The sequence below is a fragment of the Streptomyces sp. NPDC096310 genome (assembly GCF_044763125.1).
Lineage (GTDB): Bacteria > Actinomycetota > Actinomycetes > Streptomycetales > Streptomycetaceae > Streptomyces.
On sequence record NZ_JBIWFO010000005.1, the window covers coordinates 44,886 to 57,679 of the forward strand.

11 protein-coding genes are annotated in these 12,794 nt (G+C 70.3%); 8 read left to right on the forward strand and 3 right to left on the reverse strand.

The features are described 5' to 3' along the window. Window positions 1-211 precede the first annotated feature (211 nt). Together ACIQ7D_RS13820 and ACIQ7D_RS13825 are read left to right on the forward strand one after the other, a co-directional pair. Window positions 212-1,705 carry a cellulose binding domain-containing protein gene (locus ACIQ7D_RS13820; RefSeq protein ID WP_403937088.1) on the forward strand — a complete coding sequence of 498 codons (1,494 nt, stop codon included), beginning with the start codon at window positions 212-214 and terminating at the stop codon, window positions 1,703-1,705. Further along, window positions 1,702-3,438, forward strand: coding sequence for a glycoside hydrolase family 6 protein (locus ACIQ7D_RS13825; RefSeq protein WP_403937090.1), 1,737 nt, complete (start codon window positions 1,702-1,704; stop codon window positions 3,436-3,438). The genes ACIQ7D_RS13820 and ACIQ7D_RS13825 overlap by 4 nt, the downstream gene beginning before the upstream one ends. A 355-nt stretch (window positions 3,439-3,793) precedes the next feature. Here ACIQ7D_RS13825 and ACIQ7D_RS13830 read toward each other — a convergent pair whose 3' ends face one another. Beyond that, complete coding sequence (locus ACIQ7D_RS13830) at window positions 3,794-4,444, reverse strand: hypothetical protein (RefSeq protein ID WP_403937092.1); 651 nt, start codon at window positions 4,442-4,444, stop codon at window positions 3,794-3,796. Here ACIQ7D_RS13830 and ACIQ7D_RS13835 point away from each other — a divergent pair. Genes ACIQ7D_RS13835 through ACIQ7D_RS13845 form a run of 3 tightly spaced genes read left to right on the forward strand, consistent with a single transcriptional unit; the run spans window position 4,443 to window position 7,067 of the window. After that, window positions 4,443-5,552 (forward strand): hypothetical protein, encoded by a 1,110-nt coding sequence (locus ACIQ7D_RS13835; protein ID WP_403937094.1) that lies wholly within the window; start codon window positions 4,443-4,445, stop codon window positions 5,550-5,552. The two genes, ACIQ7D_RS13830 and ACIQ7D_RS13835, sit on opposite strands and share 2 nt — an antisense overlap. Further along, on the forward strand, window positions 5,542-6,447 hold the full coding sequence (gene htpX, locus ACIQ7D_RS13840) for a zinc metalloprotease HtpX (RefSeq protein ID WP_403937096.1): 906 nt from the start codon (window positions 5,542-5,544) through the stop codon (window positions 6,445-6,447). The genes ACIQ7D_RS13835 and htpX overlap by 11 nt, the downstream gene beginning before the upstream one ends. Before the next feature lie 29 nt (window positions 6,448-6,476). Continuing rightward, on the forward strand, window positions 6,477-7,067 hold the full coding sequence (locus ACIQ7D_RS13845) for a hypothetical protein (RefSeq protein ID WP_403937098.1): 591 nt from the start codon (window positions 6,477-6,479) through the stop codon (window positions 7,065-7,067). 3 nt (window positions 7,068-7,070) lie between these two features. Here the strand turns inward: ACIQ7D_RS13845 and ACIQ7D_RS13850 are convergent, their stop codons facing one another. Beyond that, window positions 7,071-7,928: an SMP-30/gluconolactonase/LRE family protein gene (locus tag ACIQ7D_RS13850; protein ID WP_403937100.1), complete on the reverse strand. Its 858-nt coding sequence runs from the start codon at window positions 7,926-7,928 to the stop codon at window positions 7,071-7,073. 130 nt (window positions 7,929-8,058) lie between these two features. After that, a complete protein-coding gene (locus ACIQ7D_RS13855) occupies window positions 8,059-9,054 on the reverse strand; it encodes a LacI family DNA-binding transcriptional regulator (protein WP_403937469.1) in 996 nt (331 codons plus the stop codon). 312 nt (window positions 9,055-9,366) lie between these two features. On the opposite strand from ACIQ7D_RS13855, the gene ACIQ7D_RS13860 reads away from it, so the two are divergent. The 3 genes from ACIQ7D_RS13860 (at window position 9,367) to ACIQ7D_RS13870 (ending at window position 12,678) form a co-directional block, all read left to right on the forward strand. Then, window positions 9,367-10,290 (forward strand): carbohydrate ABC transporter permease, encoded by a 924-nt coding sequence (locus ACIQ7D_RS13860; RefSeq protein ID WP_403937102.1) that lies wholly within the window; start codon window positions 9,367-9,369, stop codon window positions 10,288-10,290. A gap of 2 nt (window positions 10,291-10,292) precedes the next feature. Further along, entirely contained in the window at window positions 10,293-11,240 is a 948-nt protein-coding gene (locus ACIQ7D_RS13865) for a carbohydrate ABC transporter permease (protein WP_403937103.1), read from the forward strand. A 91-nt stretch (window positions 11,241-11,331) separates the two neighbouring features. Continuing rightward, window positions 11,332-12,678: an ABC transporter substrate-binding protein gene (locus ACIQ7D_RS13870; RefSeq protein WP_403937105.1), complete on the forward strand. Its 1,347-nt coding sequence runs from the start codon at window positions 11,332-11,334 to the stop codon at window positions 12,676-12,678. Window positions 12,679-12,794 lie beyond the last annotated feature (116 nt).

Consider the following 12,794-nt stretch of genomic DNA (forward strand, 5'->3'; position numbering starts at 1 on the left):
CCAGTGGGAGCGCTCCCAAGCGTCGAGCGGGTCCGTGCACCTGTCAAGACTTTGAACGAGACGCACGTCCAGGCGAGTTGGCAGGTAAAAGAATTCAACTGGGCTGTTGACTCACGCCACTTCGGCGCTACCGTCGAACACAACCAGTGGGAGCGCTTCCATCAGTCGTACGCCGTGTCAGGCGGTGTACGGGCCATCGAGGAGTCGCTCCATGCGAGCACCACCGCGCCTCTGTGCACTGCTGGCCGCGACGGCCCTGGTCGTCGCGGGAACAGCCGTCGCCACGCAGGCGGCCGCGTCGGGAACCGCGGCCGGCTGCACCGTCGAGTACCGCACCACCGGTCAGTGGGACGCCGGCTTCCAGGGCGACGTCACACTGACCAACCACGGGTCGCCGGTCGAGAACTGGTCCCTCACCTTCGACTTCCCGGGTACGCAGAAGGTGACCCAGGGCTGGAACGGGAAGTGGTCGCAGTCGGGCAGGACCGTGACCGCGGTCAACGAGAGCTGGAACGGCAAGATCCCCACCGGCTCCTCGGTCAGCGCCGGCTTCACCGCCTCCTGGTCGGGGTCCAACCCCGCGCCCACCGCCTTCAAGGTCAACGGCGTGGCGTGCGAGGGGAACACCGGCCCCGGTGACCCGACGGACCCGCCGACCGATCCACCGACCGACCCGCCCGCTCCGGGCGGCGCACCGCCCCAGCTCCGCGTCTCGGGGAACAAGCTGGTCGACCAGAACGGCGCCACCCGCCGCATGCTCGGCGTCAACCGCTCCGGCGGTGAGTTCATGTGCGTCCAGGGTTACGGCTTCTTCGACGGGCCGGTGGACGACGCGTCCGTCCAGGCCATCGCGGACTGGAAGGTGAACACCGTACGCGTCCCCCTCAACGAGGAGTGCTGGCTCGGACTCCCGCATGTGAACGCGGCCTACTCCGGCGCGAACTACATCGCGGCGGTGAAGGGGTACGTGGCCAGGCTGGAGGCGCACGGCATCACGCCGGTCGTCGAACTGCACTGGTCCCACGGCAAGTACACCGGCGGTGACAGCCACTGTCCGGACACCGAGTACGCGACCTGTCAGAAGCCGATGCCGAACGCGCAGTACACACCGGCGTTCTGGTCCTCGGTCGCCCAGACCTTCAAGGACGACCGGGCGGTGGTCTTCGATCTCTTCAACGAGCCCTTCCCGGACCGTGCCACCAGCGACCTGGACGCCGCGTGGACCTGCTGGCGCGACGGCGGGAGCTGCCCCGGGATCGACTTCCAGGTCGCGGGGATGCAGTCCCTGCTCAACGCGGTACGGGCGACCGGCGCGCAGAACCTGGTGCTGATCCCCGGAGTCGCCTACTCGAACGACATGCGTCAGTGGCTGAAGTACCGGCCGTCCGATCCCGCGGGCAACACGGCGGCCGCCTGGCACACGTACAACTTCAACACCTGCTCGAACGAGAGCTGCTGGAACGAACAGCTCGCTCCGGTGATCGCCCAAGTGCCGCTCGTGGCGGGCGAGATCGGCGAGAACACCTGCTCGCACGGGTACATCGACCGGGTCATGGCCTGGCTGGACGGCCGGGGCGCTTCCTACCTCGGCTGGACCTGGAACACCTGGGACTGTTCCTCGGGCCCGTCTCTGATCAGCGACTACAACGGTACGCCGACCTCCTTCGGCGTAGGACTGCGTGACCATCTGAAAGGACTCTCATGAGCCGCACCCTCTCCCCTCCGCGCCGGGCACGGACGGCGGTGCTCGCCGCGCTGGCGCTCGTCGCCGCCGCGACCGGCACGGCGACCGTGCTGGAAGGGCCCGCCGCCGCGGCGGCGGCCGGCTGCACGGTCGACTACAAGGTCCAGAGCTCCTGGAGCGGCGGCTTCTCCGCGGCCGTCGCCGTGACCAACACCGGTGACGCGGTCAGCTCCTGGAAGCTGGAATGGAGCTTCGCGGGCAACCAGAAGGTGACCCAGGGCTGGAGCTCCACCATCACCCAGAGTGGTACGGCGGTCTCGGCCTCCAACACCTCCTGGAACGGCACCCTGGCCTCCGGCGCCTCGACGTCGTTCGGTTTCAACGCCGACGTCAGCGGCACGAACGCGGTCCCCACCACGTTCAAGCTCAACGGGGTCACCTGCAACGTGCCGGGCGGCGGCACCCCCACGGATCCGCCGACCACCCCGCCCCCGGGGTCGGCCGCCAGGGTCGACAACCCGTACGCGGGCGCCGGGGTGTACGTGAACCCGGAGTGGGCGGCGAAGGCCGCCGCAGAGCCGGGCGGCACCAAGGTCTCCAACCAGCCCACGGGGGTCTGGCTGGACCGGATCGCGGCCATCAACGGCGCGAACGGCGGGATGGGGCTGCGCGCCCATCTCGACGCGGCCCTGACGCAGGCGGCGGGCAAGGCGTTCGTCGTCCAGCTCGTGATCTACAACCTGCCGGGCCGTGACTGCGCCGCGCTCGCCTCCAACGGGGAGCTGGGCCCGACGGAGATCACCCGCTACCAGAAGGAGTACATCGACCCGATCGCCGCGATCCTCGGGGACGCCAAGTACGCCAACCTGCGGATCGTGACGACCGTCGAGATCGACTCCCTGCCCAACCTCGTCACCAATGTCTCGCCGCGGCCGACCGTCACCCCGCAGTGCGACGTGATGAAGGCGAACGGCAACTACATCAAGGGCGTCGGCTACGCCCTGAACAAGCTGGGCGCCGTCGCCAACGTCTACAACTACGTGGACGCCGGACACCACGGCTGGATCGGCTGGGACGACAACTTCAACGCCTCGGCGCAGATCTTCAAGCAGGCCGCGACCGCCGAGGGCAGCACGGTCGACAAGGTCGCGGGCTTCATCGTCAACACCGCCAACTACGGTGCGACGAAGGAGAACAACTTCACCATCAACGACAGCGTGGCCGGCAAGTCGGTCCGTGAGTCGAAGTGGGTGGACTGGAACCGCTACGTCGACGAGCAGTCGTTCGCGCAGGCGTTCCGCCAGGAGCTGGTGAGCGTCGGCTTCTCCTCGGGCATCGGCATGCTGATCGACACCTCGCGCAACGGCTGGGGCGGCAGCGCCAGGCCCGCCGGGCCCGGCGCGCAGACCAGTGTGGACACCTATGTGGACGGCGGGCGTTACGACCGCAGGATCCACCTGGGCAACTGGTGCAACCAGTCCGGGGCCGGGCTCGGTGAACGGCCGAAGGCCGCCCCCGCCGCCGGGATCGACGCGTACGTCTGGATGAAGCCCCCGGGCGAGTCCGACGGTGCGAGCAAGGTCATCCCGAACGACCAGGGCAAGGGCTTCGACCAGATGTGCGACCCGACGTACACGGGCAACCCGCGCAACAACAACCACATGTCGGGCGCCCTGCCCAACGCGCCGCTCTCGGGTGACTGGTTCTCCGCGCAGTTCCAGGAGCTGCTGAAGAACGCCTACCCGGCGCTGTAACACCCCCCGCACCACCCCGCGTCCGACGCACGCGGAACAGGACCGGCGGACCCCGGCAGGGGCCCGCCGGTCCCCTGCTTTCCCACCGGTAACCCATGCAGACTCCACGCCCGGAAGGTGACATCGGCGACTGTTTCGGGTTTCGGCGGCCGTGACACGGTGGGCTCTGTCGCCGTCCGAGGGAGTCCGTGTGAACAAGGGATACGCCGTGTTCTGCGATGCGGACCGGCAGTTCTACGACGCACCGCACCGGCTGTCCACCGCCGGTTCCACGGACCGCGAGGCCCTGTACGAGGCCGCCCGCCGGCCCGTACCGACGGGATGGCAGCGCCATCGCACCGGTGACTGGCTGGCGTTACGGCCCCTCGACGTCCGCCTGCCCTCGCAGGGCTGGAAGATCCATGTGTCGGCCTGTCTCGGCAACGCCGAGTCCGTTCTCGACCGGGTCATGGAGTACTGCGTCGCACGGCGGATCGCCTTCAAGTTCGTCCCGAGCCGGTATCTGCTCCACCCCCGCAACGCCAAGTACGCGGACCGCTCCGCCAGCGGCAAGTTCCTCACCGTCTACCCGGTCGACGACACACACTGCCGCACCATCGCCGAGGACCTCGACGCCCTGCTGGCCGGCGAGCCGGGACCGTACATCCTCAGCGATCTCCGCTGGGGCGCGCATATCGACGACAACGCGCGCCAGACCGTGGCCAACCCCGGTTTCGTGACCCCCGCCGGCCGGCGCGGCTTCGATGTCGACCGGTACGCCCTCGCCTGTCTGCGCCTCGCCCTGTTCATCCCGCTGACCAGTCTCCTCGCGGTGGACCGCGGGAAAGCCCGGCACCTCGCGGAGGTGGTGGCGCGGCAGTTCCCGGTGGAGCGCGCGTTCCTCGACGAGGCCGTGGCGGAGATCCTGCGCGACCCGGCGGCAGCCGGGCACGGACCGGCGGCCGTCGCCGGTACGGCGGGCGGGCCGGAAGGCGCCGGGGCGGCCGGCGCGCGAGGGCCGGGGCATGCTGCGTCGGATCCTTCCGCCCGGCCGGCGTTTTCTGCTGCGCAGGAAGGGCGTCCTGGTCCGGCTTGCCGGCTGGTCCCTGCTGGAGTCCGCGCAGACCTTCCTCGGCGGCTACTGCCTGGCGCGCGCGCTCGACGAGGGGTTCCTCGCGGGCCGTACCGGGCGCGGGCTGGCGTGGCTGGCCGTGGCGGCGGCCGCGATCCTTGTCGGGGGGCCGCTCGTGCGGGGCGTCTTCGCCCAGCTCGCCGAGTTGGTGGAGCCGCTGCGGGACGGTCTGGTGCGCCGGGCGGTCGGGCGGTCGCTCGACGCGGCGGTGGCCGACCCGTCCCGCGCGGACGGTACGGCGGTCTCCCGGCTCACCCACCAGAGCGAGATCGTCCGGGACAGCTTCGCCGGACTGGTGCTCACCGCGCGGTCGTTCGTCTTCACCGCGATCGGCGCGCTGGCCGGGCTGCTGGCCCTCGCCCCGCAGTTCCTGCTGATCGTGGGCGCGCCGCTGGCCCTGGGGCTCGCCCTGTTCCTCGCCGCACTGGCGCCGATGGCCGCCGCCCAGCGCACGTTCCTCGATCTCGACGAGGCGGTCGCGGACCGGGCGGGCGCCATCGGCGCGGGGCTGCGCGACATCGTCGCGTGCGGGACGCTGACGGAGGTGGCGGACCACGCGGAGCGGTTGATCGAGGCGGCCGCGCGGGCCTCGCGCGTGCTGGCGCGATGGGCGGCCGTCCGTACGCTGACGCTGGGGGTGGCGGGCCAGCTGCCGGTGATCCTGCTGCTGGCGGCCACGCCCTGGCGGCTGCGCCAGGGGGTGACGGCGGGGGCGCTGATGGGGGCGCTGGCCTATCTCGTCCAGTCGTTGCTGCCCGCCCTGCACACCCTGATGACCGCGCTCGGCGCGGCGGGCACCCGGCTGTGGGTGGTGCTGGACCCGCGAGACCACGCCGCATGGCAGCACAGGGGGCACTTTCCCGTACAGCGCGAGCCCCCCTGTACAGCAGTGCGCCACCGTGCGCCCCTCCGCCCGCACCCATACACCCCCCTTATCCCGTTTGGCGAGGAAAGGAGGAAAATGGCAGGGGAGAAGAGTGAGTGGAGGGACAATGACACGTAACCGCTACACCCCGGACCGCGGTCTGACCACGCGCATGGTGACGACCATGTTCCTGATCGGTCTGCTGTACGTGGTCCTGGTCGGTGTGCTGCTCGCGGTGCTGAACCACGCCTGGCCGATCATCCTGATCTTCGCCGGTGGTCTGTTCGTCGCGCAGTTCTGGTTCAGCGACAAGATCGCGGCGTTCAGTATGGGCGCCCGCGAGGTGACGCCCGAGGAGGCGCCCGCCCTGCACGGCGCCGTCGACCGGATCTGCGCGCTGGCCGACATGCCCAAGCCCCGGGTCGCCATCGCGCGGAGCGACCTTCCCAACGCCTTCGCCACCGGGCGCAGCGAGCGGACCGCGCTGGTCTGCGCCACGACCGGGCTGCTGCGCCGGCTGGAGCCCGAGGAGCTGGAGGGCGTCCTCGCCCACGAGATGTCCCATGTGGCGCACCGCGATGTCGCTGTCATGACCATCGCCTCGTTCCTCGGGGTGCTGGCGGGGCTGATCACCCGGATCGCACTGTGGGGCGGGCTGGCCAGGAACGCCCGCAGCGCCGGCCCCGCCGGGATCGCGATCATGCTGATTCCGCTGGTCAGCGCGGTGGTGTACGCGATCGGCTTTCTGCTGACCCGGCTGCTTTCCCGCTATCGCGAGCTGTCTGCGGACCGGGCGGCTGCGCTGCTCACCGGCCGGCCCTCGGCGCTGGCGTCCGCGCTGACCAAGGTCAGCGGCCAGATGGCGCGCATACCCACCGAGGACCTGCGGAAGGCGGAGCCGTACAACGCCTTCTACTTCGTCCCGGCGTTCTCCTCGAAGGAGAGCCTCGGCCGGCTGCTCTCCTCGCACCCGACGCTCGAACAGCGGCTCGAACAGCTCGCCCGTATCTCCGCCGAACTCGCCCGCCCGTGACCGACCCCGCACACGAAGGAGCTGGTCCCGTGGGCCTTCTCGACACCATTCTGGGCCGCAGCAAGCCGGTCCGCCCCCAACTCGATCAGCTCTTCTCCCTCCCGTCGGCCGCGCTCACCCTGGAAGCGGGCGCGGGTTACGTGCCCACCGGGTCGGGATCGGTCTGCTTCGCGGGCGTCGAGGGCGGCGGGTTCGCGCGGATCCGGCAGGACGTCCAGGAGCTGCTGGACGCGGACACGGCGCGGGAGAGGGCCGGGGTTCCCGTCACGTTCAGCCAGGATCCGTACGGCTACACCTGGCTGCTCTCGCAGCGGCCCCCCGACGACACCGCCTCGCTGGTCAACGATCTGCACGCGGTCAACACCCTGCTCCAGGACGGGGGATTCGGGCCGCAGCTCCTGTGTTCGCTGGTCGGCTTCCGGGACGCCGAGGGGCGGCCCCTGGCCCTGGTCTATCTCTACAAGCGAGGCACGTTCTATCCGTTCGCCCCGCTCCCCGGCGGCGCCGAGAAGCGGGACAATCAGCGGGAGCTCCAGGTCAGAGCGGTGCTCGGGGACGATCTGCGGATCGAGCCCGACCTCTCGCGCTGGTTCCCCGTCTGGGGCGCGCCGGGGCTGTGAGCGCTATCCGGCGTACGGCAGCGGCGCGCGTCCGGCGACCCCCGGCTCGACGGTGAACACCGCGCCCGCCGCCGGGTCCTCGCCGTCGGGTACGTTCTCGCGCGAGGTGGTGATGAAGAGCCGCCGGTAGTCGTCGCCGCCGAACGCGCAGGCGCTGACCTGGCGGGCGTTCACCTCCACCACCGTGTCGAGCACGCCCTTGTCGGTGTAGCGGCGGACGGCGGAGCCGCCCCAGAGCGCGACCCACACGCCGCCATCGGCGTCCACCGTGATGCCGTCGGGCGCGCCGTCGGCCTGGTCGACGCGCACCCAGGGCTCGGGGGTGGCGAACCGGCCGGTCCCCGGGTCGACCGTCACCCGGGCGATGCTCTGGGTGGGGGTGTCGACGTAGTAGGCGAAGTCGCCCTGCGGGGACCAGGCCAGGCCGTTGGAGATGGTCACGCCGGTGTGGACGACGGAGGTCTCGCCGCCGGGGGTGAGCCGGAAGACCCGGCCGGCACCGGGGCGGGCGTCGTACGCCATCGACCCGCAGTAGAAGTTTCCGGCCGGGTCGCAGCCGCCCTCGTTCATCCTGATGGCGGGGTCGCTCCACAGCTCCTCGCCGCGGGTGACCGTGCCGTCGGGCGCGATGAGCGCGAAGCCGCGCTCGACCGCCGCCACGACGCCGCCGGAGGTACGGGGCCGCCAGGCCGCCGCGACCTCGCCGAGGTGGTGGCGTCCGGGGGCCTCGGTGCCGTCGGCGCCGAAGGTCAGCAGGTCCCCGGCGAGCATGTCGACCACCTTCAACCGCCCGGCCCCGGGGTCCCATCCGGGTCCTTCCCCGTGGTAGGTGACGACTCCGGTCCACTGCTCCGCGCGCATGCCCGCCCCTCTCACTCGTCACATCACCGTGATGATCGCTGCATGCTAATCCCTGCCCCGGGAGCCCGTCCGGCGCCCGCGGGGAGCCCGTCCGGCGACCGAGCGCCGTGACTCCCCCGTCGTCACCGTGTCAGTCCCCCGGCCGGGGCGGCGGCGCGGTGGATCCGCGGATCACCATCCGGGTGGGGACGAGGGTGGTGCCGCGCTCCTCCTCGTGGGTGTGGATCTGTCGCAGCGCGCCCTCCACGCAGCGCCGTCCGACCTCCGCGAAGTCCTGGTGGACGGTGGTGAGCGGCGGCATGTACGAACCGGCGTCCGGGATGTCGTCGAACCCGACCACGCTCACCTCCCCGGGCACCGCGCGGCCGGACTCGTGCAGCGCGCGCAGCAGGCCCAGCGCCATCTGGTCGTTGGCCGCGAAGACCGCCGTGCACTCCGGTTCGGCGGCCAGCCGCAGCCCCGCCCGGTACCCCGACTCCGCCGACCAGTCGCCGCGCAGCGGCGGCGGCACCGGGCGGCCCGCCTCGCGCAGGGTGGCGCGCCAGGCGTCGGCGCGGCGCTGCGCGGCGAAGGACTCCTCGGGTCCGGCGAGATGCCAGACCGTGGTGTGCCCGAGGCCGAGCAGATGGCTCACCGCCTCGCGGGCGCCGCCCGCCTGGTCGGTGTCGACGACGCTGTAGCGGTCACCGGCGTTGGAATCGGCCACCACCACACCGACGTTGGGGGGCAGTGTGACGGTGGCGGCGTCCAGCAGATGGACCTCCATGATCACGATGATGGCGTCCACGGCCAGCTCGCCGAGCCGGGTGAAGGCGCCCCGTACCTGGTCCTGGGTCGGCACGGCGACCGGGAGCAGCGTGGTGGCGTACCCCTGCTGCGCCGCCGAGCTGGCGATGGCCTCCAGGGTGCGGACGTTGCCGGTGGTGGAGAGGGTGAACAGGATGATGCCGATGGTGCGGAACTCGCCGCTCTTCAGGGCGCGGGCCGCGCTGTTGGGCCGGTAGCCCAGCTCCTTCATCGCGGCGAGCACGTCCTGGCGCGTCGCGTCGACCACGCCGGGGTGGCCGTTGGAGACCCGGGAGACGGTCTGCGAGGAGACACCGGCCCGCCGGGCGACGTCCGCCATGGACACCCTGCGCCGCCGGCCCCGGGGCCCCTGGCCCGTTTCGGCCGGCGGCGGCCGTTCGTCCGCCTCCGCCCGCTCAACGCCGTCCACCGTCTCCTCCACTCCGCGCCCGCGCTTCCCGTCGCCGTTACCGCCGCGACCTGCTTGATTCAACTGAGACCAGCCGAAATCTTGACGCCCCGCCGGGCCGATGCAAGCATCCCACTCATCGATGTTTACGTAAACATCAGCGCCGGTGCCCGCTTCGGGCCACGGCTCGATACGGACGTTTCCACCCGGCGGCCGGGTGCCGACGACCAGCGAGGAACAGCCATGACGACGTTGTCACCGCCCTCCACAGCGGAAGGCCCCGCCCTGCCACGGGGCCCACGACGCAGGCGGGCCCTGATCGGCTGGGGCTTCATCGGCCCGTTCATGGCGGTCTTCGCCCTGGTCTTCCTCGCGCCGATCTGCTACTCGATCTATCTGAGCGTCTTCCGGACCCAGCTCGTCGGCGGCACCTCCTTCGTCGGGTTCGACAACTACCAGCGCGCGCTGGAGGATCCGAACTTCTGGGCGGCGCTGGGCCGGGTGACCCTCTTCCTCGCCGTCCAGGTGCCGGTCATGCTCGGGATCGCGCTGCTGGTCGCGCTGGCCATCGACAGCGGCAGGCTCTACGGGAAGAACTTCTTCCGGATCGCGATCTTCCTGCCGTACGCCGTACCCGCCGTGGTCGCCGCCCTGATGTGGGGCTTCATGTACGGCACCCGCTTCGGCCTGGTCGGCAACATCAACGACGCCCTCGGGGTCTCACTGCCCGACCCGCTCTCCTCCGGCCTGGTGCTGGCCTCCATCGGCAACATCGTGACCTGGGAGTTCGTCGGCTACAACATGCTGATCTTCTACTCGGCGCTGCGGGTGATCCCGCACTCGCTCTACGAGGCGGCGGAGATCGACGGCGCGGGGCAGCTCCGGATCATCGGCGCGATCAAGCTGCCCGCCATCCGGGGCGCGCTGGTCATCGCCACCATCTTCTCGATCATCGGCAGCTTCCAGCTCTTCAACGAGCCGAGCATCCTCAGGAATCTGGCGCCCAACACGATCACCACGGACTTCACGCCGAACTTCTACACCTACTCGCTGGCCTTCTCGGGCCAGCAGCACAACTACGCGGCCACGGTGGCGATCATCATGGGCATCTTCACCATGATCATCGCGTATGCCGTACAGCTCCGCGGCATGCGAAAGGAAGCGTGACGATGGGAGCCACCGCCCCTGCCCCCGTTGCCCCGGGCGAGAAGCGCGCGCCCCGCCCCGTCACCCGGCTGCGCACCCCCCGGTCCGGACAGCGGCACAGTGTCAACAGCCCGCGCCGCAGTGTGCTGCTCACCGTGCTGACCGGTCTGGTGCTTGTCTACGCGCTGGTGCCGCTCGTCTGGCTGGTCATCAACTCGACGAAGACCCAGACCGGTCTGCTCAGCTCCTCCGGGCTCTGGTTCGACAGCGACTTCGCGTTCTTCGGCAACATCGCCGACACCCTCACCTACAACGACGGTGTGTTCGTCCGCTGGCTGCTGAACACACTGCTGTACGTCGTGGTGGGAGCCGGCGGCGCGACCTTCCTCGCGGTGCTCGGCGGCTACGCCCTCGCCAAGTTCGAGTTCCCCGGCAAACGCGGTGTCTTCGCCGTGGTGATCGGCGCCGTCGCCGTCCCCGGTACGGCGCTGGCGGTCCCGACCTTCCTGATGTTCAGCAAGATGGGGCTGACCGACACCCCGTGGGCGGTGATCATCCCCTCGCTGATCTCACCGTTCGGCCTCTATCTGATGTGGGTGTTCGCCGCCGAGGCGATCCCCACCGAGCTGCTGGAGGCCGCCCGGATCGACGGTGCGAGTGAGATCCGTACCTTCTTCACGGTCAGTCTGCCGCTGCTCGCCCCCGGCATCGTGACGGTGCTGCTGTTCACCGTGGTCGCGACCTGGAACAACTACTTCCTGCCCCTGATCATGCTCAAGGATCCGGACTGGTACCCGCTCACCCTCGGCCTCAACTCCTGGAACGCGCAGGCGCAGACCAACGGGGGCGAGGCCATCTTCAACCTGGTGATCACCGGTTCCCTGCTCACCATCGTGCCCCTCATCGCCGCGTTCCTGCTGCTCCAGCGGTACTGGCAGTCGGGGCTCGCCGCCGGAAGCGTCAAGGAGTGACGTCTGCCTCACAGTCCTCCCCCCGTTTCCCGAACTTCCCGCGTTCTCCCAGCTTTCGGCAGTTCTCTGACAACGAAGTGAGATGACTCTGATGTTCAACACAACGCGCCGCACCGTGCGCGGCGCAGGACTGGCCTCCGTCCTCACGCTCGCCCTCACCCTGACGGCCTGCGGCGGCTCCTCCGACGACAGCGGCGGTGGCGGCGACTCGGGGAGCCCCGCGGACGTCAAGGCCGCCCTCGACAAGGGCGGCGACCTGACGGTCTGGACCTGGGACAGCACCATTCCCCAGGTCGCGAAGGACTTCGAGGCCGCACACCCCAAGGTGAAGGTCAAGGTCGTCAACGCGGGCACCTCGAAGGACGAGTACACCGCCCTCCAGAACGCGATATCGGCGGGCAAGGGCGTCCCCGATGTCGCGCAGATCGAGTACTTCGCACTGAGCCAGTTCTCCCTCTCCAAGTCCGTCGCCGACCTCGCCCCGTACGGCGCGGACAAGCTGAAGGACACCTACTCCCCCGGCCCGTGGAACGCGGTCAAGACCGGTGAAGGGGTCTACGGGCTGCCCGTGGACTCCGGCCCGATGGCGCTCTACTACAACAAGAAGGTCTTCGACAAGCACAAGATCGCGGTCCCCACCACCTGGGACGAGTACGTGACCGCGGCCGAGAAGCTGCACAAGGCCGACCCGAAGGTCTTCATCACCGCCGACACCGGCGAGGCGGGCTTCGCCACCAGCATGATCTGGCAGGCCGGCGGCCACCCGTACAAGGTGGACGGCACCGATGTGAACATCGACTTCACCGACGCGGGCAGCACCACGTTCACGAAGACCTGGCAGAAGCTCATCGACGGCAAGCTGCTGGCGCCCGTCACCTCCTGGACCGACGAGTGGTTCAAGGGGCTGGGTGACGGCACCATCGCCACACTCGCCACCGGCGCCTGGATGCCCACCAACCTCAAGACGGGCGCCCCGGCGGCGGCGGGCGACTGGCGTGTGGCCCCGCTGCCGCAGTGGAAGGCGGGCGCGAAGGCCAGCGCGGAGAGCGGCGGCAGCTCGCTGGCCGTCCCCTCCGTGGGCAAGAACAAGGCCCTCGCCTACGCCTTCACCGAGTACGCCGCCGCCGGCGCGGGCGTGAAGTCCCGTATCAAGGACGGCGCGTTCCCCGCCACGACCGCCGATCTGACGTCCAAGGAGTTCCTGGACACCAAGTTCGACTACTTCGGCGGCCAGCAGATCAACAAGGTCTTCTCCCAGTCGGCGACCGAGGTCGTCCCCGGCTGGACGTACCTGCCGTTCCAGGTCTACGCCAACTCGATCTTCAACGACACCGTCGGCAAGGCGTACGTCTCCGGCACACCGCTCTCCGACGGCCTCGCCGCCTGGCAGAAGCAGTCCCGTGCCTACGGCACGGAGCAGGGTTTCACCGTCAAGTAACACCGGCCGGCCGGGGGTGGCGGGGGGGGGGGCGGGAGCCCCCCCCCCCCCCCCCCCCCCGCCCCCCCCCCCCCCCCCCCCCCCCCCCCCCCCCCCCAAAAAACCCCCGGGCCAAA